This is a genomic window from Cupriavidus sp. 01L45 (assembly GCF_056399885.1).
Map to the genome: position 1 here is coordinate 23,156 of NZ_JBFTSG010000020.1, position 19,757 is coordinate 42,912.

Genomic DNA, 19,757 nt, shown 5'->3' on the forward strand with positions numbered 1-19,757 from the left:
TCCTTCGTTGATTGCTGTGAGATGCGTTAAGGCTTTCGGATGCGTGCTAACGGCCGAAGCCAAGCACGCGCACGGTGGCGTCCAGCTGCGCGCTGAAACGCGTTGCCGTGTTCTCGATCTGTTCAAGCTGATCCATCGCGGACGAGCAGGCATAGCCATACTTCGCCCTGACGCGCTCCGAAGCGCTCGTCAGCGCCAGCCTGGCAAGCCGCATGAATTCCTCCAGCGCGTAGTCCTGCCCCGCGACAAAGAATTCGCTGACCACCGACGACGGTGAATAACAGGTGACCTCGCTCTGATCGGGCCAACGTACCCGGAAATGTGTCACTGGCATGGCCTCTCCTCAGGCATCGATGGGGGTGGCGTCCCGCGCCGGGCAACCGGCCCGCGGGACGATAAATGCATCCCGCGCGAAGTCCCACAACAGCGCGGTTTCGCCGGCGCCGCTGACCGAGACCTGCCGCGAATCGTCGATGACGCCGATCTCGGCGCAGGCAATGTCCCGCGCCCGGAATCGCTCGCTCACGCGCTCCGCATCCTGCTCGCGCACGGCCAGCAGGAAGCCATAGCTCGGGAACGCCGTCAGCCAGCGCTGCAGCGGCACGCCCGCCGGCGCCGGAATGCGGTGCAGGTCGATCCGGGCGCCAACGCCGGAGCACTCCAGCAGCATCAGCGCCGTGCCCAGCGTGCCGGCCATGCTGATGTCTTTCGCCGCGGCGCACAGGCCGTCCTCGGCCAGCACGGGCAGCAGTTCAAGATCGGCCAGCAACCGCCCGGCGGGCGCCCCGGTGGAGGCATTCCAGTAGGGATACGGCTCGGCAAAGGCGCCGCGCAGGTCGACCGCCATCAGCAGCCGGTCGCCCGGACGCGCCGCGAAGCTGGAGAGCAGGCTGCGCGCCCGGCCGACGATGGCCACCGCAAGCTGGCCGTGATCGCTGCGGGCGTTGCTGTGGCCACCCACGATGGGCACGCCATACGCGGCCGAAGCCGCCGCCATGCCCTTGAGCACTTCGGCGGCTTCGGCCACGCCCGCGCTCCAGATGGCGTCCACCACCGCCAGCGGGCGGCCGCCCATCGCATAGATATCGCTGACATTGACCATCACCGCGCTGTAGCCCGCGAACCACGGCTTGGCATGGATAAAGTCGCTGACCATGCCCTCGATGGCGAACAGGAGGTAGCCATCATGGTCCGCAATGGCGGCGCAGTCGTCACCCACGGCAACGGCCTGGCCGAGATCGCGCACCCCGCCCGGCAGCGCACTGCCGAGCGACGCCAGCACCCCGGCGATATCGGTCTTGTGGCCGAAGCCGCGGCTGGCGCGCAGGCTTTCCACGATCTGCGCGACGTTCATGCTCCGCTCCTTCCCATTGCCGGCATGCCGATGCGCGGCGTCAGGCAAGCCGGGTAGTAGTCCAGGTCGGCCTGCATCAGGTGGTGCGGGCGGCCAAGCAACGTCTCCTCCGCCAGCACGTTCCAATGCAGACGGCGGAACAGCGGCACGTTCTGGCTCTGCACATGCGCGAGGAACTTCGTGCAGCCAAGCCCGTGCGCGCTGCTCACCGCCAGCTTGATCAGCGTGGCGCCGATCTTGCCGTGACTGCGATACGCGGCGTGCACGGCAAGGCGGGAACCAAACCAGACGCCAGGCGCATCCTCGTGAATACGCACGGTGCCGACCACCATCCCGGGTGCATCCGCCTCGCACTTCACCGCCACCAGCAGTTGCGCCCGCGCGTCGGTCTCGTCGCGGTCGTCGCCAGTGAAGATGCCCTGCTCGTGGCAGAACACCGCCCGGCGCAGCGTCATGGCCTGCTCCGCCTCCCACTGCGCCCCGGCCCAGCGAATGCGGAACGTGGTCGCGGCAGGCACCTCCACGCAAAGGTCGTCGCTCATGCCGCCACCTCTTCATAGGAAGACAGGGAGGAACACGCGCCGCACTTGCCGCAGCCCGCCTTGATATCCGCCGAGCGCATGCCCGCCGCGCCGATCATGGCGCCGAGCGGCTTGAGGATGGACTTCATGAATTCCGGCGGCGGCGCCGGATGGTCTTCCAGCGGGGTGCCCGTGATCGGCACGAAGGGCACCACGAAGGGATAGACGCCAAGCGCAACCAGTTCCCGCGAGATCGACAGGATGGTCTCCGCGCTGTCGCCAAGCCCCGCAAGGATATAAGTGCTCACCTGCCCCCGGCCGAACACGGCCACCGCGGCCTTGAACGCCTCCATATAGCGGCTGACGGGCACCGCGGCCTTGCCGGGCATGATGCGTTCGCGCAGGGCCGGCGTCACCACTTCCAGGTGCATGCCGAGCGTATCGATGCCGGACGCCCTCATGCGGTCGAACCAGCGGTCGTCGTCGGGCGGCTCGCATTGCGCCTGGATGGGCAGGTCGACGGCCGCCCTGATCGCAAACGCGCTTTCGCAAAGAATGGCGGCGCCCCGGTCCGGCGTGGGCGGCGTGCCGGTGGTCAGCACCATATGCCTGACGCCATCCAGCAGCACCGCGGCACGCGCCACTTCGGCCAGTTGTTCCGGCGTCTTGCGCGCGATGGTGCGCCCCGCCGCGAGCGATTGCCCGATCGCGCAGAACTTGCAGGTCTTGCGGCGGCTCTCGTAGCGGATGCAGGTCTGCAGCACCGTGGTGGCCAGTACATCCGCGCTGTGCAGCGTGGCGATATGGGAGTAAGGCACGCCATCCAGCGTCTGCAGGCCGTAGAAGCGCGGCGCCTTCGGAAAGCTGATATTGGCAATCGGAATCGTGCCGCGCATCAGCGCGCTGGTGCCCTTGCCATCGGGCGACGACGCCACGAAGGGCGAGTGCCACGCGGTATTGGTATGCACAGGCACCATGATGGTCACGCCGTCGATGGTCACGGCCTTGTGGTCCGACGGCCCCGCGCCGCCGCGCCGGCTGGCGGCACCGGCCGCCGGGTCCAGCAGGCGCAGCCCTACCGATTGCAGCTCGGTCCGAAGTTCAGTTACCGACAGCCGGCTCGAGGCCGTCGTCATCTCGCTGGAGTTCATGTTGGGTGCTCCCGTGGAAGTTGGAGAAGGCGGCGGCCATGGGCGAGGCAGTCGCCGCCGGCCGGTCGTTGATCGCGAGGCTGAGCAGTTCCGGCCGGGCGTAGTGCCCCACCGAATCCATCATTCGCTTGCGCTTGGTGATGAGCGACATATCCAGGTCGGCGATCACCATGCCCTCGCCCTCGCGCAGCGGCGGCGCCAGGTGCTGGCCCTCCGGGGACACGATGGCGGTGTTGCAGCCGCCCCGCAGTGCCTTTTGCAGGCCGGGGTCGGTGGTCACGGAGGCGATCTGCTCGTCGGTCAGCCAGCCGGTGGCATTTACCACGAAGCAGCCGGATTCCAGCGCGTGATGGCGGATCGTGACTTCGATCTGCTCGGCAAAAATGGGACCCACCAGCGAGCCGGGGAACTGGCTGCAGTGGATTTCCTCGTGCTGGGTCATCAGCGCGTAGCGGGCCAGCGGGTTGTAGTGCTCCCAGCAGGCCAGCGCGCCCACGCGGCCGATCGCGGTATCTGCCACTTTCAGGCCGGCCGCGTCGCCCTGGCCCCAGATCATCCGTTCATGGAAGGTCGGCGTGATCTTGCGGCGCTTGAGCGCCAGGCGGCCATCGGTATCGAAGATGAGTTGCGTGTTGTAAAGACTGCCGTGGTCGCGCTCGTTGACGCCAAGCACCACCACCATGCCATGCCGGCGCGCGCGCTCGGACACGGCATGGGTGACGGGGCCGGGCACCACCACCGCCTGCTCGTACAGGCGCATATGGTCGCTGCCGGATTGCACGGGCGGCCGCACGAAGGAGAAGTACGGGTAGTACGGCAGGAAGGTTTCCGGAAAGACGATCAGCTGCACGCCTTCCCGCGCGGCCTTGTCGATGGCCTCGCAGACTTTGCCGAGGGTGCCTTCGCCGTGCTCGAGGTCCGGGGAAATCTGGACCGCGGCCGCGCGCACAATGCGTTTCTGTGACATGGTGGTGCCCGCCTTTTCTATCTCTATCTGTCTCTGTCTCTATCTGTCTCTCAAACCGTCCAGGTATCCAGGATCAGCGCGTTCTCTTTGCGGTGGATAAGCTTCAGGTCCAGCACGTCGAGCGGGCTGATCGGGCGGATGCCTTCGATCAGCGAGGCTTCGCCGTGGCCGTAGAGCGCTTGCAGCGCGAAGCGGCAGGCGTAGACCTTGCCGCCCTCTTCCATGAACTTGGTGATCTGCTTGTTGAAGTTGAGATGGCCGGCGAAGGCCTCGTCGCCCAGCGTGGGAAAGCCGCGTTGCAGGCCCAGCGTGACGCCCGGGCCGTACAGCAGGATGGAAGTCTCGAAGCCCTTGCGTTGCAGGCGCGTGGCCTGCAACAGGTTGACGAAGCCGATCGAGCCCTCGAAGGCGACGGTGTGGAAGGTGACCAGCGCCTTCTCGCCCGGCTCCGCCTTCACGTCCTCGAAGACCTTCTCTTCGTAGTCGACCAGGAAATCGCCTTTCTTGTGGGCCGGTTTGTTGACTGCGGGCATGCTGTGCTCCATAGGGTGGGTGGGTCTGTCGATCGTCCGCGCATTTCGTTCGCGTATTCGTTCGATCGATCGGCCGGGGGGGCCGACACCACTCCATGARCACGGGCTATGCCATCTACCCCGCCGATCAATGCAATCAATTAGCGATCAAGCAGGGAATCGTTCATTGATCGCATGGATGATTTTCCGGATGGTGGAAGCGGCGGCAATCGACTGTGCCCTGACCGGTACAGGCCAATATGGGGCATGCACTGGGGCGGAACGCGCCGGCCCCGCGCGGACGCCCGGAAGCGGTGCAATCCTGCAATCACGCACCATCATCGAGCACTAAAAAATGCAATCACTTAAGGCATATAAAGCGATCAATGTGATAGCCTGATGCCTCGGTACCTTGTACGCATGAATCGCCTGGAGCCCCCCTTGTCCGGTCTTGCCAGCCACTGGCTGAAACGCCTCTCCGAGAGCGCCAAACCCGCCTACCTGACGATCCCCGACCTGATCGAGGAAGACCTGGCGAGCGGCCGCCTGCAGGCCCGCGACCGGCTGCCGGCGCTGCGCGACCTGGCCGAGGCGCTGCGGCTCAACTACACCACCGTGGCGCGCGCCTACGCGGAAGCGCGCAAGCGCGGGCTGATCGACGCCAAGGCCGGCAGCGGCACGTTTGTCCGGGGGCGCGCCCCGGCGTTGCCGCTGCGCGCGGGCACCGGTGCCGAGATGACCATGAACATGCCGCCCGAGCCGCCGGTGCTGACGGCGCGGCTGCGCGAGTCGGCCGGGCGCCTGATGGGTGCCACCGATCCGTACAGCCTGCTGCGCTACCAGGATTTCGGCGGCACGCCGGCCGACCGCGCCGTGGCCACGGAATGGCTCAAGCGCTACGTGCCCGCCTGCCGCGCGGATACCGTGCTGATCTGCCCCGGCATCCACAGCGCCCTGGTGGCGCTGGTATCGCTGCTGGCCCGCCCGGGGCAGACCATCTGCCTGGATACGCTGGCCTATCCCGGCATCAAGGCCATCGCCACGCAACTCGGCGTGCAGTTGCAGGCCCTGCCCAGCGACGAGGAAGGGCCGCTTGGCCCGGCGTTCGAAACCCTGTGCAAGACGCAGAAGCCCAGCGCGCTGTACTGCAACCCGACGCTGCAGAACCCCAGCACCCGAACCATGCCGCAAGGACGGCGCGAGATCCTCGCGGATATCGCCCTGCGCTACAGCGTGCCGATCATCGAGGACGACGCCTACGGCATGCTGCCGCAGCGCACGCCCGACGCCATGGCCACGCTCGCGCCCGAACTCACCTACTACGTAACCGGCCTGTCGAAGTGCTTTGGCGCGGGATTGCGCATTGCCTTTATCAACGGCCCCACCGCGCGCCAGACCCAGCGCCTGGCCGGCACCCTGCGCGCCACCACCGTCATGGCGAGCCCGTTCAACACCTTGCTGGCCACGTCATGGATCAAGGATGGCACGGCGGAAGACATGCTCAAGGCCATTCGCGCCGAGAGCGTGGCCCGGCAACTGGTGGCCCGTGAGGTCTTCGCCGGGCGGCCCTATGATGCCGACCCCGAAGGCTTCCATCTCTGGCTGCCGGTACCGCAGGACAGCGGCTGGCGTCCGTCCGAGCTGGCGCTGCACCTGCGCTCGCGCGGCATTGGCGCGGTCTCGAGCGCGGCCTTCTCTACGGACGGCAACCCGCCGGACGCGATCCGCCTCTGCCTGGGCGGACCGGGCGACCGCGACGAGATGGAAGAGTCGCTGCAGATCGTGGCGGATACGCTGGACGATCCGCATCACCTGCATACGGCGATGCTGTAGCACCCGGCTATGGCTGGCGCCCGCGGGTAATCACCTGCCCCGCCCGCGCCCCGGTGTGGCCGTCCTGCTCCCATGTGACGGTGCCGTTGACGATCACGCAGCCGATGCCTTCCGCCGGCAGCCTACTTCGCCGGCATGTAGATCCGCGTCTGCAATTGCGCGGGCGGCGTGATGCGAGGATCGTTCACATACTGCTCGAACATGGGAAAGTCCGCCGGCACCGCCCCGCTGTTCGGCAGCCACTCCGAGAACATCCAGTTATAGGCCTTGTTCATCTCGTTGTAGGGGCCCGTATAGGTCAGTATCGCGCAACGGCACGCCGGGATTTCGAAGCGCACCAGTTCCTCTCCCAGGTCCGCATCCGGCGCAACCGACATGCCGGCCAGCGAACGCAACTGGTCAACCGGCACCTGCTCGGGATCGTCGAAGTACACACCGAAACCGGCGGTTTCCTGGCTGGCAACGCCGCGGCTGGCCGCCAGCATGAAGACGCGGGCGAACACCGGGCCGATTTCCTGATAGCTGCCGTGATGGCGCAGCGCGGCCAGCATGGTGCCAGGAAAGGTTTCGATCGTGATGGGATACATGGATAGCTCCTGAGGGTCGAAGGGACGGGAGCGGGCTGCGCGATACCGTCCCGGCGGCATGCCGAAGGTCGCGCCAAAGGCCCGGATGAACGCCGCGTCCGACTCATATCCGGCACGCAGCGCCACATCACGCAATGAAGCTTCCGTACCCGCCAGCGCAACGGCCGCACGGTGCATGCGGATGCGTTGCACCGTGGCCTTCACCGTTTCTCCCATCATCGCGCGATAGACGCGATGGAAGTGATACGGGGACAGGCAGGCCAGGTCCGCCAGCCGGTACAGGTCCGGGTCAGCGTCGGGATGGCTTGCCAGCCAGCGCAGGACGGGGTCCAGGCGCTGGGCGTACTGGTTTCGGGTTTCGGGCTTCATGTGGTCTCCATGGCGCGCAATGTACCGGAGGGAGCCTTGCAGATTTTGCGGTTTTTTGAGTTCATCCGACTCTCGTGTGGGTCGATTCGCCGCCGGGCTGGTTCCAGCACTGCCGTAGCTCCCCTGGCCCCGGTTGTTCTCCCATTTCATGGGAGAGGGGAGCAAACCGGCGTTCTGCCTGCGGCCACCCGCACCGGCATGTAGTACCCGCACGAAAGCATCCCCGTGGGCGCGTGCCGGCCTAATGCCAGCCGATCACCGTCTCGGTGCCGTGGCAGCCGGCGTAATTGTCGCAGCCGGCGCAAGCCGGTTCAGGACAGGGATGCAGGTCCAGCCGCAGACATAGCTCGTGGTAGAAGAATTTCTTCCACTTCATGTCCGTGGTGTTGGCTGCATGGAGCGAGGGAAAGTAGTCCCGCAGCAAGCGCGAAACGTCGTGCCTGCCGGCCAGGCCCATGTCGTGCCAGAGATGGGACCCGCCAAAGCAGCCGCTGGCCAGCGCATGAGCGGCCCAGCGCGTTTCCGTGCGGGCCGGATCGCCCGAGGAGACCAGCATCTCCACCAGGTCGGCAAACTCGCAAGGCAGCGCGGCGGCATCGACAGGCGCCGACTCGGGCGCCCACCCCGCCGCCCTGGCGCCGGGGAAGCAATGATCGAGCATTTGCCAGAACTCGGGCTCAGCCAGGCCGAGCCACTGCGCGAACCGAGGCAGCCTGCCGGCGTTGGCGCTTTCCAGCACGCCGGCCAGCGCGCGGCATGCCGGCTCGCCAGGCGACAGCGAAAACGCATCAAGGATCAGCAACGACTGGTTCACGGCAATGCCTTGTGGAGTTGGACACGCCAGCCATGCCGGCTCTGGCGGCGGCCGTGCGGTAGCCGGCCATTGCCCAATTTCCGAAATATAGCGGTGTATATAACGGTAGTCAACGCAAGGCCATGGAAGGCTCTACAGGGCGCAGGGGTGCCCCGTGGCCCGGCGGCTCGCTCAAAGCACCAGCCTCTCGAAGGGCACCGGCGGCGAAATGGCATATCCCTGCAGCAAGTCCGCTCCAAGCGATCTTGCCAGCACCATATCGTCCGGACTCTCCACGCCTTCGGCCACGGTCTGCAGTTCCAGCGAGCGTGCCAGGTCCATCGACGAAGAGAACAGCCGCCTGGCGCGTTCGGCATGCCGCGCCCGGTGCAACAAGGTCTTGTCGACCTTGACCTGCGTGAATGGCAGCAGGCCAAGGGCTTGCAGCGATGCGTAGCCGGAACCGAAATCGTCCTGCGAGATCACCATGCCGCGCGCCGAGAGCGCGTTGAGGTTCTCCAGCAGGCGAGCCTCGCCCTCGCGGGAGATCCGGGTCTGTTCGGTCAGCTCGAGCACCACCCGCGAAACATCCAGTCCATGCGAGATGCTGGCATGCACAAAGCCCTGGACAAACCCCGCGGCGGCCGCGGTCCTCGGGTTGACGTTAAGGGCGAACCGGCCCGCGTAGCGGGGAAAACGAGTCTGCACGCGCCCRCAAGCACCCAGGAAATGATCCAGCAGCAGGGTTTCCACCCCATGGCTGGTGATACTGCCGATGAACGTCTCCGGCGCATGATGCCGGCCTTTGTCGGACCAGCGCGCCAGCACTTCCAGCCCGACGATGCCGCCATGCTGCGCACTGATCTGCGGCTGGAACACCGGGTAGATATGTCCGAGCTCGATGGCGCCGATCAGGTCGTCCCTGGTGAGCACAAGCAGTTCCTCGCTATCCAGGCTGCGATCCATGGCGCCCGATGGCCGCGACATCAACCGCCGCAGCCGCGCCATGCGCGCTGCCGCGGCATGGCCCTCGCCCTCCGGCCCGGCGCTGGCCACGTCCGGATGCGAGGCCGCCTGGCGGGCAGACACCTTGCCCCTGATAAACGCGTAATGCAATCTAAGCTCCTGGAAGGCCCTTTCACGGTCGGGCACGACTGCACATTCATCACCTGGGAACCGCAAGCGAACACGCCACATCGCGACAACGTCATGCCGCCCGGCAACTCTACTGGCTCCGCTAACGGCGATTTCAAACTACGGCAAACCTGAAAACCGTCCCTTATGCACGCCCGGCCCCATTCTTTCAGCGCCCAGCCATCCACGGCAGACCCCGGTTCCCCTCCTAAGTAGGACCACCTACCAAGGCAGGGTACTGACGCAATACAACCCATAAGACAATCCGTCCCAGCAAGACTGACCCCTTGCTGAACCACTCAAGGGGTGTAGGGGCGCCCTGCACCTACACCCTTCTTTTTCCGGGTCAGGCCGTCCCCCTCCAGTCCCGTTGCCATTCACCTCGCCGGCCGCGCTTGGCGCGCACGCCGGTCATCTCGCACCTTCAATCCCGGCCGCGCCCCGAAACCCGAATTCCGCGAGCCTTGCCCTAAAAACCCGAGAAGCGGATACCAATCGAGCCATAGCCGTAATAGCGGTCCATCTTGCCCGCCGTGGCGGCATTGTAGAGAAACGGAATGGTGCCCACGAAGTTGTGCAGCGAGCCCTGCCCGCGCAGGAACACTTCGACGTTCTTCACCACCGCATACGACAACTCCAGCCCCAGCGTGTGATTCGACTTGATCGGGGAATTGCCGTACGCGCTGGCACGGCTATCGACGTTGCTGCGCAGCAGGTACTGGAACTGGTAGCCCAGCCTGGCAGTGAAATTCTCGTACTTCCAGCGCCACGAGCCGCCTAGGTTCAGGTAGCCGGCGGTGTAGTTGAAATCGTCATTGATATTGAGCCCGTACTGCCCGGCGTCGGTCGAGAAACTCGCGGACTGCAGGTTGACGTTGCCAACGCGGCAAGGCGCGGCCAGGCTGCCGTTGGCGACATTGTCGGAGTTGATGCCGACGTTGAAATTGCACCCACCCTGCTGCAACCGCGTATTGAGCCCGCCGATGGTCACACGGCTGACGCCCAGGCCGATAAACCCCGTCAGTTTGTTGCGCTCGGTCAGGTCACCGGAGAAGATCACATCGGCCTGGCCCTGAATGTCATTGGCATTGTTGACCGTGACGCTGTTGAACGTGGCATTCCTGACCTTCAGGGCGGAAGAGCGGCTCAAGCTACCCGAGTGGTCGCCCCATAGCGAGAAACGCACCAGCAGGCGGTCGCGCGCGCCGGGCTCGGCCAGCGGGTCGTAGTGCAAGGCCAGCATCCAGGTATCGATCTGGTTGTTGTCCGGCCCGTAGTCGATGCCGCGGCGCCAGTACGTGGCGGAGCCCGACCATTTCGGCGAGAACTTGTAGCCCAGCATCAGCTTGCCGCCGCGGTAATTGCCGGCATTGTCCGGCGCGCCGCCATGGCTGTTGAAGATGTCCATGGCGTTGTTGACCATGTCATAGCTGGCCTCCGCGCGAAATGCAGTGAACTCGCCCGTGGTGGGTTCGGCCTGCAAGAACACATCGTCGGGCGCCGCATTGGCAACGCCAGCGCATGACAAGCCCAGCATCAATGCGCCGGCATTGCCGAGCCAGCGCGTGCGATACAACAGCATAGGGAGACTCCGAGGCCAGGGGGCGGACCTCATCCACGGCGTTGGCCGGGTCGTGGTCCGGCAAACTGCACACAAAAAAGAAGCCGGTCACCCGCCATCGCGCCTGCGGGCGCGCGTGACGAATGACCGGGCAGCCCTCCCCGGACTACAGGGAGGGCCTGACTGCCAACCGATCAGGGATTCAGCGTCACCGTGGTCTTGATGCCGTTGCCGCTGACCTTTGCCGAGGCAGTTTCCACCGTCTGCGCCGACGTCTTCTGCGCGCTGCCGTTGACCAGCGCGCCGACGTTGACTGCCTTGCCGCCCTGGCCCGACACCGCGAATGTCACGGGGAAGGTAGCGGTCGACTTCGGCGTGAGCGCGTCGACCTGCGTTGCGCTCAGTGCCCCCGCGGTCCTCAGCTTGGCAAGGAGAACGGTGAACGGCAGGTTCAACGAGCCGCCGTTGGCGTTGTCGAACAGATTATCGGCAGCACCGTTGCTCAGGTTCGCGCTGGCCGCAACCGTGCCGGCAATGCGGAACGAGTAGTTGGTGCCGGCAGGCACCTGGGCCGCCGTCAGCGTCGAACCGTTGAAGGTCAGCGCCACCTTCTCGATGATCACGTCGACCTGGCTGCCGTTGTATGTGTAGCTCAAGCCCGCACGCACTTCCGCAGCGCCGCCGGCGAACGCGTTGCCGCTCTGCGAGACCGCCACCTTGATTGCATTCAGCGTGCCGCCCGTCACCGTCACCGTATCGCCGATCGGGAACAGCTGGCTGTTGATGGTCAGGCTAGCCAACTGGATAAAGTTGGTCGGCTTGACGCTATCTGCCACAGTATTGATGGCGCCCGAATCGACACTGCCACCGAGGTTGCCGGCAGCGGTCTGGATCGCACCCGCGTTGCCGGTTGCCACGGCACCGCCGAGCGCGCCCAGCTTGGTCGTCAGCGTCGAGTCGCCCAGCGCGGCCGGCGTCACCGCCGCGACCAGCGCATTGCTCGCCGCCGACTTGGCACTGTCCACCACCGCATTGACCGAACCGCTTTGCTGCAAGGCAGCCAGCGTGGCGGCCGGGTCGGCGCCCAGCACAATGGTGCCCAGGGCCGCGTTCACGTTGGCGACCTGGCTGGCCACGACCGGGCCGGCCAGCGCGGCCACGTTTGCCGCCACCGTGGCGATACTGGACTGCACGCTGGCCGGAAAGCCTGCCTTGGCATTCTGCACGGCCGATGTGATGACCGTGGATACCAGTGCGCCGCTGGTCAGGTCGGCGGTACCGGAACCTGCATTCACCGCGCTGGCCACTGCGCTGGCGGCTGCCGCCGCTGCAGCTTCCGCCGTCAACGTGCCGCCCGTGGTCTTGGACAGGCCAGCAAGCGTCTTGGCGACCTGGTCCACCAGTTGCTGGACCACCACCGAGGCCTTCAGCACGGCGGCGTCATTCATCGGGTCCAGGGTGGAGAGGTCCTTGCCTTGCAGGCCAAGCTTGGTCGCGAGTGCCGCTGCCTGGGCGGAGCCCAGTTGCGCGACCAGGGTCGTCAGCGGCGTGACCACGGGCGTCACACCCGCCTTGTAGGCCACGGCCGGCGCCTGCAGCACGCCGGTGAAAGGCTGATTGGTGCCGATGTCGGTACCGCCCGTCACCTTGAGAGCGCTGGTTGTGCAGCCATCCGGGAACGTGAAATCCCCGTTCGCCTTGGTTGTCGCCGTCTTGTTGCTGCAATCGAGAAAAGTCACCGTGGCCTGCGCCAGGTAGAAGTCGACCGCCTTGCCTTGCACAGCGGCCGGCGTGGGTGTGGGCGTGGGCGTGGGCGCCGGTGAATCCGAGCCCCCGCCGCAGGCCACCAGCGTCGCTACCGCGGAAGCCGTAAGGCCGAGGGTAAAGATATTCCTGATATTGGTTTGCACTCTTCTCGCTCCTGAAATCACTACGTCATTACTTCGATACGTCGTCTATGGATCCCGAACCACACCAGGGCAGCGCACCGCCTGTGGTGCCCTTCGCCGCCCCGGCTATTCGCCTCTCATGGATACCCTTGCTGGCTCTTGCAACTGCAATCGGCATGACCACTTCGCCAGTGCCTTTGCCAGCCCAACTAGATAAACAATCGCCACTACCGTGTCACCCCTACTTGGCGGGGGAAAGCGCGGCCTTGCGTGTGGGAACGCAAGGCCGGCAACCCCGCACGGCCGTTGACAACGCTGCCGCGCATGTCCCGGTGTTGTTTCGCCGAGTACAGCGAACGCGCCGGATAAGCCCGGAATGCCCGATGCGGCTGATGCCGCTAATGGAGAATGGGGAAGTCCTCCCGCACAAGCCAGCGTGCGATATACCGGCCCATTGCCTCCAGCAGGACATCGGAAGTCAGTCCTGTCGCGCCCGCCAGTGCGGGACACACGATCCAGGTGGTACCGTCGTGATCCAGCACACGCAGCGTCTTCGCCAGGTCGGCGGGTTGCAGGACATAACTGCCAGTCCGCGCGCTCTCCAGGCCGAACGCGTGCACGAAATCGCCGAAATGCCGCTCACCCAGGCATACCACCACCTTGGGCTTCCATTGCCGGCGAATGCCTTCGATAAAGCGGAAACGATTGCCATTGCGGCAAAGATCGACATAGCGCTGCTTGGGCACCAGCGCCGGTTGCCCGCGAAACGCCCTTGACCACGGCGTCTGGCCAATCAGGTGCGCCGGCAGCGGGAAAAGGCTGAGCTTGAATTCGGCGCCGTTCGGTGCATAGAGATGTTGATCGAAGTAATGCTTCCAGTCGCACTCATCCTGGGAACAGGAGAATGTCTGCGCCCGCGCCGCCGCCATGATCCTTGCGATCTTCTGATGGGACTGCCAGCGCTCCATGCTGTCCCTGTGCCGGTCGCGATATGCGTGATCCCAGGCGCCCGGCTGCGTACGCGGCTCCAGTGGCGCCACCAGCGACTCTACCCAGGGATGCGGCGTACTGTCGCAAAACCAGACGGCCCCTGCGGGATTTCCCCCTTCCATTCCAACGTAAGACGCGAAATACGCGTCCAGCTGCTCACGTGAGAATACTGCCTTTTGTTCTATTTCCATGCCCCTACCGCTTGGTGGAATTAAAGATGCCCACGCACCGAGGCAAACTTACCTGTACGACATGACGGGCGTGAGACGCCTCGGATGCATCGGCAACTCTCTAATAGAACGATGGAGACAACCCACTCCACTGAAGGGGGAACGCAATGACCGCTGGCGCTCTCGCGCACCTTCCCCCTTCGTATCGGATGCCGGCCGGCACAATGCCAACGCCAGGCTTCGACGGATTTGACCTGCCCACAACCAGTCTGAATCAGTGCATTGCTTTTGGATATGGCTTTCAGGAACATATATTGTGAAACCCGCGATGTTCCCGATGCCGTCCCAAAGAGCCTGATCTCGTTTGCGCGAAACACTTACTAGGCGGAGCGAGATTTTGCGCGAGATTTGACCGGTCCGCGCCCCCCTTTGGAGGGATTCTCGGTAGTCTTCTTTCCCTTCTTACGAAGGGTACCCATCGCGCGAGACGAAGCGCCATTCGACGCCCCGCCGTCTTCACGGCGGCTTTCCGTACCCGTGGCATGGAATGTGTATCGCCGATGACAAATGCGGTCCGCAAGCAAATTCATGCGAGACCGCACGCCACCGCGCCCTTGTGGAATACAAATCGCGCACCAGATTAGCGAAAAATCGTTTAAAGCCGGCAATCAGAATTGCGATGTCTTTTCCAAAAGGATCAGTGCGCGCCGGCAATCCGTAGTTCGCTTGCGCGTGGTCGTCGCAACGCAAGGCCACTCCCACCCCTCTGTTTCCCTTCTCCCGCAGGGTACCGGTAGCTACCGCTGCGCCGCACTATTCGCACCAATCGCAAGATGAAGGAAGCCTGCCGGGAAGCCAGCCAGCATCGGCTCGTCTCACGTGGCATTCCCTTTTTTTCTCGTCCTGCTGCAGGCCAGGCAGTCATCATTTACCGCACCTGGATCACCGGTGCCGGATTTGCAATGTGGATATGCAAATGACATCCGCGCTTACTCAATGGCTACTCGCTCTACCGCGCCGTGGCAAAGTCGTTCTCATGGTGACGGCAGATATCATGATGCTGCCGCTGTGCTTCTCGCTTGCGCTGCTCCTGCGCAAGGGAGATGCCGACCTGCTCAATCAATACGGCGCGTTCCCACCGCTGGCGATCGCGCTGTTCACCATCCCCGTGTTCTACCTGAGCGGGCTCTACCGCACCGTGCTGCGATTCATCGATCTCAAGGTCTTGTGGATGTCCGGCATCAGCCTGGCCGCGCTGATCGGACTGACTTATCTCTTGTCCCTGCTGATTCAGGACGACTACCTGCCGCGCACCGGTTTGCTGATCTACTGGTTTATCGCGTTTGCCTATGTCGTCATCTCACGCTTCCTGGCACGCGCGCTGCTGCGCACCTCGCATTACCGCAAGAACCGCAGCAAGGTGGCGCGCCTTGCGATCTTCGGCGCCGGCGAGGCTGGCTTCCAGCTTGCCCTTGCGATGCGTGCCAGCCCCGATCACCAGGTGCTTTGCTTCTTCGATCACGACATCACGCTGAACAACAAGATCGTGGCCGGCCTGCCCGTCTATGACGCCAAGCGGCTGACCGAACAGCTGGGCCGGCTGAATATCGACGAAGTCGTGCTGGCCATTCCGTCGGCTTCGCCCGAGCGCCGCCGTGAAGTGGTGGAAAGCCTGCGCACCCAGGCAGTGGAAGTGCGCACCCTGCCCACGCTGCTGGAACTGGTGGATGGCAAGATCACCACGCAATCCATCCGCGAAATCCGTATCGAGGATCTGCTTGGCCGCGAGCCGGTGCCCCCCAACAAAAGCCTGTTTGCCAAGTGCACGCGCAGCAAGGTTGTGATGGTGACAGGAGCCGGCGGCTCGATCGGCAGCGAACTGTGCAGGCAGATCGCCACGCAGGAACCGCGCAAGCTGGTCCTGTTCGAACACTCCGAGTACGCGCTGTACACGATCGAACAGGAATTGCGGCAGCTCTTTCCGGGGCTGGACATATCGGCGCGCATCGGCTCGGTGTGCGATCCCGAGGCCGTCACGGCCGCGATACGCCAGAGCCGTGTCGATACCATCTACCACGCCGCCGCGTATAAGCATGTGCCGCTGGTCGAGTCGAACATGCCGGAAGGCATCCGCAACAATGTGCTGGGTTCGCTGACCGTCGCCGATATCGCCCACATGTACGGCGTGGAGACTTGCGTCCTGGTCTCGACCGACAAGGCGGTACGCCCGACCAACGTCATGGGCGCGAGCAAGCGCATGGCCGAACTGGTCTTCCAGGCCGCCGCCGCGCGTCCGCGCACCCGCACCACCTTCTCGATGGTGCGCTTTGGCAACGTGCTGGGTTCATCCGGCTCGGTCGTGCCATTGTTCCGCCGGCAAATCGAATCCGGCGGGCCGATCACGATCACCCACGCCGACGTGGTCCGCTACTTCATGCTGATCCCCGAGGCGGCGCAACTGGTGATCCAGGCAGGCGCAATGGCCAAGGGCGGCGAGGTGTTCGTGCTGGACATGGGAGACCCTGTACGCATCGTGGACCTGGCACGTACCATGATCGATATGTCCGGACTGCAGGAAAAGACCAGGGACAATCCCGGCGGCGATATCGAGATCAAGGTGGTAGGCCTGCGCCCGGGCGAGAAACTCTATGAAGAACTGCTGATTGGCGAGGGCGTCATCCCCAGTTCGCACGAACGCATCATGTGTGCAAAAGAGCACTCCACCGAAGAGGAGACGCTGCACGATCTGCTGGCCGCCCTGTTCGCCGCCTGCGACACGCGCGATCCGCTCAAGATCCAGAGCCTGGTACAAGCGATCGTGCCGGAGTACGCGCCCTACAGCTCCCTGGATGGCAAGAGAAGCAAGGCGCCGCGTCCGCGCGTACTGCTGCCCTTCCCCTTCGGTGCCCGCGTGCGCGGGCCGGAGGAGGTGCTGGCGGATTTCGCGGAACTGAACGCCAAGCAAGCCAAGGYAGGCTGACCTCGCGCAAGCGGGTCTGTACGGAGTCCAGCGGTTTCCTGTACATTGGATCGCGCCGCAGCCTGATTACCAGGCTGCAATTCCAATGCCATGACTGCGTACAGACTCGCCCAGCCGCAACCGCCGCCGGAGCCCGCCTCCGGCATACCGCACACCCGCTTTGAAGTCGGCACCGCAACCGGGACCCGGTCATCCGCCGGCCAGATCCTGGCCTGGCGCGATCGCGTAGGCCATGTCATCGACCTGAACCTGACGAAAGAACAAGTCGCCCGCCCCTTCGCGGCGGCGATCGACAGGTACCTGGTCGAGGACATGGTCTTCACCGACTGYCGCTGCGACGGCGTCAACCTGCACCGCACGGTGGCGCGGATCTCCACCGACGCCATGCGGCACTATGTGTTCCAGGTGTTTATCGGCGGCAATGCGGGCCTGGTCGAAGGCCGGCGGCGCAATCCCACGCCGCGCCACGGCGGCATCCTGCTGACGGATCTGGGCCAGCCCGCGCGCCTGGTGCGCGACCCCTCGCACGCCCTCTCGTTCTTTATGCCGCGCCCGCTGATGGACGCCGTCTTTCCCGATGCCGAGTCGGCGCACGGCCGCATTGTGGAGGCCAACACGCCAATGACGATGCTCGCGGTCGAGCACGTGACCGTGCTGGCCCGCGAACTCCCGCGCATGACACCAGAGCAGGCCACACCGGCCTTGCGCGAAGCCATCCATCTGCTCGTGGCCGCCTTCCGCAAAGCCGCGCGGCTGGAAGGCGACGCGCGTTCCGCCACCCGCAACGCCATGCTCGCGCGAGCCCGCCGCCTGATTGACCACGGCGCCCACCAGCCGGATATATCGCCCACCGGCTTGCTGGCGGCGATGAACATTTCCCGGCCTTCGCTGTATCGGCTGTTCGAGCACGAAGGCGGCGTACACGCGTACATCCGCAAGCGCAAGCTGCGCGCGGCGGCGTCGGAACTGGTGCGGTTTCCCAATCTGCCGGTGATCGAGATTGCTTACGGGCTGGGCTTCTCCAGCGCATCGGATTTCACGCGCGCGTTTCGGCGCGCCTACGGCATGTCGCCGAGCGACCTGCGTATCGAGGCCGCCAGCCCGCGCCGCGAAGAGCTGATGCGCGCCGCCCTCAGGGTACAGGGCCAGGACTATGAGCGCTGGCTACGCCGACATCTGACAAGCCATGAGCGGAGCGCCAACGACGGCGTGTACCGCGGACCATGACGCGGGCGCTGGCTTCATGTCGCCGCGCGCGTCCGGCGCGTGCGTATCGACACGCTCCGCAAAATCCTCGTGCGACAGCCAGTGGCTGATGAAGCACCCCAGGGCGTTGAGCAAAACGTCGGAGCTTAGGCCGGCGCTACCGGCAACGGCCGGGCAGACGATAAGCGTGGTGCCCTGCCGCATATAGACCTGCAGAGTCCTGGCCTGGTCAGCCGGCTTGAGCAAGTGCTCGACTGCCGGAATCCCCTGCATGCCGAAGGCCTTCAGAAAATCGTCGGCATGGCGCTCGCCCAGGCACACCACCACCTTGGGACGCATCCGGCGGCACAAGCCACCGATAAACCGGAACCGCCCTCCGTCCCGGCACAGATCGAAATAGCGCTGCTTGGGATTCAGCTCCGGCTGGCCCTGATAAAGCTTGGACCAGGGGAGCCTGCCTTCCGGCCGGATTGCAAGGGGAAAGAGGTTCAGCTTGAACTCCCAGCCGCATGGCCGGTAGAGCATCTCCTCCAGGTACTGCCGCCAGTCGCCTCCTCCGGAGCGCCCGTAGAGTATCTTCTCGCGTGCCGCCGCCATGATCCGGGCAATGCGCTGATGCGTCTGCCAGCGCGCCATATCCTGCCGGTGCCGGCGGCGAAATGCCTCGTCCCATGCATGAGGCTGCGGTAAAGGCCGCAGCGAATCGCTCAGTGGCGTCTCGACGCCACTGGGTGAAAACTCGCAAAACCATACGGCGGCCGCGGGGTTCCCGCCTTCCATGCCCGCATACGACGCGAAATAGGCGTCGAACTGCTCGCGGGTAAATGCACTTTGATGAATTTCCATAGGTCCGGCAGGGGCTGGCGTTTGTGGCAATTGCTAAACGGCTTTGCTCCTTCGCCCGTTCCCCGCACGGGAGCCCGACACAACTCAACCAGAGGCAGAACCAGTCACGGCCTTCGGCGGATGCGGCACCAGGCGCTCGAAGCAAAATCCGCAGGCAGGATAATGCCGCCCGCCGGAGATACTTGACCGTGCGTCTCACTTTTTGGCGGCCTGAACATGTAATCCTGGGTATCCGCCCGGATACATTGAAGACAAAATCCGGCATAGGCACCCGCACGAACAGCGGCATGGCGCGGCCCGAGTTCCTTCGCACCGAAGTGGAGCAAGCCAGGTCAAGATGCGCCATTCGGATCTGGCGATGCTCCGTGGATGTGTAACAGAATGCGGCGTACGGCCTCGAGGCGCTCCGAGAACCCCGCGAGGCCGATTTGCATCCGTTATTCACCCAAATGGGTGGTAGCTGTCAAACAGAAGTGGATTGATCCGGCACGTCCACAAGCGCCAGTTCACTCAGTGCCGAAATCTGCAATGCAAGATCCGCCGCCAGGGAAAGCAGGCTCTCCTGAATGTTCGCATCCATGCTGACGAATCGCTCAAGGCAGTTGCCATGTGTCATGAGCAACAAGGCGTGAAGGTGCGCGGCTTTAGCGGCGGCGAGTTCGGCGGGAGATTCGAGTTTGGCGCAGGTTGTAAGAGAGGTGTTACGCCCCGACCGGCACGCGGTGACACCATATCGTGTGACTTCATGCATGGCCGCGACCTTGTGCTTGCTGTTGAACCTTCCTCGCGAACCACGAATGCACGACAGCAACGCGCAGCAGATCGCCACGGCTACATTCGGGCGTGCGGTGAGGCAAGGTAACGGGCGGACTTGTACGAATGGAAATGCGGAAA

The 19,757-nt window shown here is 64.6% G+C and carries 17 protein-coding genes; 3 read left to right on the forward strand and 14 right to left on the reverse strand.

The features are described 5' to 3' along the window. Positions 1 to 46: 46 nt before the first annotated feature. Genes AC1DT6_RS15725 through AC1DT6_RS15750 form a run of 6 tightly spaced genes read right to left on the reverse strand, consistent with a single transcriptional unit; the run spans position 47 to position 4,526 of the window. Positions 47 to 334: an MSMEG_0570 family nitrogen starvation response protein gene (locus tag AC1DT6_RS15725; RefSeq protein WP_441625704.1), complete on the reverse strand. Its 288-nt coding sequence runs from the start codon at positions 332 to 334 to the stop codon at positions 47 to 49. A gap of 9 nt (positions 335 to 343) precedes the next feature. Beyond that, complete coding sequence (locus tag AC1DT6_RS15730) at positions 344 to 1,354, reverse strand: sll0787 family AIR synthase-like protein (RefSeq protein ID WP_441625706.1); 1,011 nt, start codon at positions 1,352 to 1,354, stop codon at positions 344 to 346. Beyond that, complete coding sequence (locus tag AC1DT6_RS15735; RefSeq protein ID WP_441625708.1) at positions 1,351 to 1,896, reverse strand: MSMEG_0567/Sll0786 family nitrogen starvation N-acetyltransferase; 546 nt, start codon at positions 1,894 to 1,896, stop codon at positions 1,351 to 1,353. Before AC1DT6_RS15735 ends, AC1DT6_RS15730 begins: the two co-directional genes overlap by 4 nt. Beyond that, positions 1,893 to 3,026, reverse strand: coding sequence for an MSMEG_0568 family radical SAM protein (locus AC1DT6_RS15740; RefSeq protein WP_477111141.1), 1,134 nt, complete (start codon positions 3,024 to 3,026; stop codon positions 1,893 to 1,895). The genes AC1DT6_RS15735 and AC1DT6_RS15740 overlap by 4 nt, the downstream gene beginning before the upstream one ends. Then, entirely contained in the window at positions 2,977 to 3,993 is a 1,017-nt protein-coding gene (locus tag AC1DT6_RS15745) for a Nit6803 family nitrilase (protein WP_441625712.1), read from the reverse strand. The genes AC1DT6_RS15740 and AC1DT6_RS15745 overlap by 50 nt, the downstream gene beginning before the upstream one ends. A 50-nt stretch (positions 3,994 to 4,043) precedes the next feature. Next, positions 4,044 to 4,526, reverse strand: a complete 483-nt coding sequence (locus AC1DT6_RS15750; protein ID WP_035811662.1) for an MSMEG_0572/Sll0783 family nitrogen starvation response protein — start codon at positions 4,524 to 4,526, stop codon at positions 4,044 to 4,046. 420 nt (positions 4,527 to 4,946) lie between these two features. On the opposite strand from AC1DT6_RS15750, the gene AC1DT6_RS15755 reads away from it, so the two are divergent. Continuing rightward, positions 4,947 to 6,338, forward strand: coding sequence for an aminotransferase-like domain-containing protein (locus tag AC1DT6_RS15755; RefSeq protein ID WP_441625714.1), 1,392 nt, complete (start codon positions 4,947 to 4,949; stop codon positions 6,336 to 6,338). 122 nt (positions 6,339 to 6,460) lie between these two features. Here AC1DT6_RS15755 and AC1DT6_RS15760 read toward each other — a convergent pair whose 3' ends face one another. From AC1DT6_RS15760 to AC1DT6_RS15785, 6 genes are all read right to left on the reverse strand, one after another. Beyond that, the gene (locus tag AC1DT6_RS15760) at positions 6,461 to 7,294 is read right to left on the reverse strand and encodes an AraC family transcriptional regulator (protein ID WP_441625716.1); all 834 of its coding nucleotides are present in this window, start codon (positions 7,292 to 7,294) and stop codon (positions 6,461 to 6,463) included. 241 nt (positions 7,295 to 7,535) lie between these two features. Further along, positions 7,536 to 8,108: a nitrogen fixation protein NifQ gene (locus tag AC1DT6_RS15765; protein WP_441625718.1), complete on the reverse strand. Its 573-nt coding sequence runs from the start codon at positions 8,106 to 8,108 to the stop codon at positions 7,536 to 7,538. Between the two features lie 171 nt (positions 8,109 to 8,279). Beyond that, positions 8,280 to 9,203, reverse strand: coding sequence for an EAL domain-containing protein (locus AC1DT6_RS15770; protein WP_441625720.1), 924 nt, complete (start codon positions 9,201 to 9,203; stop codon positions 8,280 to 8,282). Between the two features lie 487 nt (positions 9,204 to 9,690). Further along, the gene (locus tag AC1DT6_RS15775) at positions 9,691 to 10,803 is read right to left on the reverse strand and encodes a hypothetical protein (protein WP_441625722.1); all 1,113 of its coding nucleotides are present in this window, start codon (positions 10,801 to 10,803) and stop codon (positions 9,691 to 9,693) included. Positions 10,804 to 10,976: 173 nt separating this feature from the next. Continuing rightward, entirely contained in the window at positions 10,977 to 12,692 is a 1,716-nt protein-coding gene (locus AC1DT6_RS15780; protein ID WP_477111140.1) for a hypothetical protein, read from the reverse strand. A 377-nt stretch (positions 12,693 to 13,069) separates the two neighbouring features. Beyond that, on the reverse strand, positions 13,070 to 13,711 hold the full coding sequence (locus AC1DT6_RS15785) for an XpsR family transcriptional regulator (RefSeq protein WP_441625726.1): 642 nt from the start codon (positions 13,709 to 13,711) through the stop codon (positions 13,070 to 13,072). Between the two features lie 1,096 nt (positions 13,712 to 14,807). On the opposite strand from AC1DT6_RS15785, the gene AC1DT6_RS15790 reads away from it, so the two are divergent. Beyond that, positions 14,808 to 16,811 (forward strand): polysaccharide biosynthesis protein, encoded by a 2,004-nt coding sequence (locus tag AC1DT6_RS15790; protein ID WP_477114767.1) that lies wholly within the window; start codon positions 14,808 to 14,810, stop codon positions 16,809 to 16,811. A 90-nt stretch (positions 16,812 to 16,901) separates the two neighbouring features. Beyond that, a complete protein-coding gene (locus AC1DT6_RS15795) occupies positions 16,902 to 18,038 on the forward strand; it encodes a helix-turn-helix domain-containing protein (protein ID WP_441625730.1) in 1,137 nt (378 codons plus the stop codon). Here the strand turns inward: AC1DT6_RS15795 and AC1DT6_RS15800 are convergent. After that, the gene (locus AC1DT6_RS15800) at positions 17,976 to 18,863 is read right to left on the reverse strand and encodes a transcriptional regulator (RefSeq protein WP_441625732.1); all 888 of its coding nucleotides are present in this window, start codon (positions 18,861 to 18,863) and stop codon (positions 17,976 to 17,978) included. The genes AC1DT6_RS15795 and AC1DT6_RS15800 overlap by 63 nt on opposite strands. Positions 18,864 to 19,326: 463 nt before the next feature. Then, the gene (locus AC1DT6_RS15805; protein WP_477103402.1) at positions 19,327 to 19,614 is read right to left on the reverse strand and encodes a hypothetical protein; all 288 of its coding nucleotides are present in this window, start codon (positions 19,612 to 19,614) and stop codon (positions 19,327 to 19,329) included. Positions 19,615 to 19,757 lie beyond the last annotated feature (143 nt).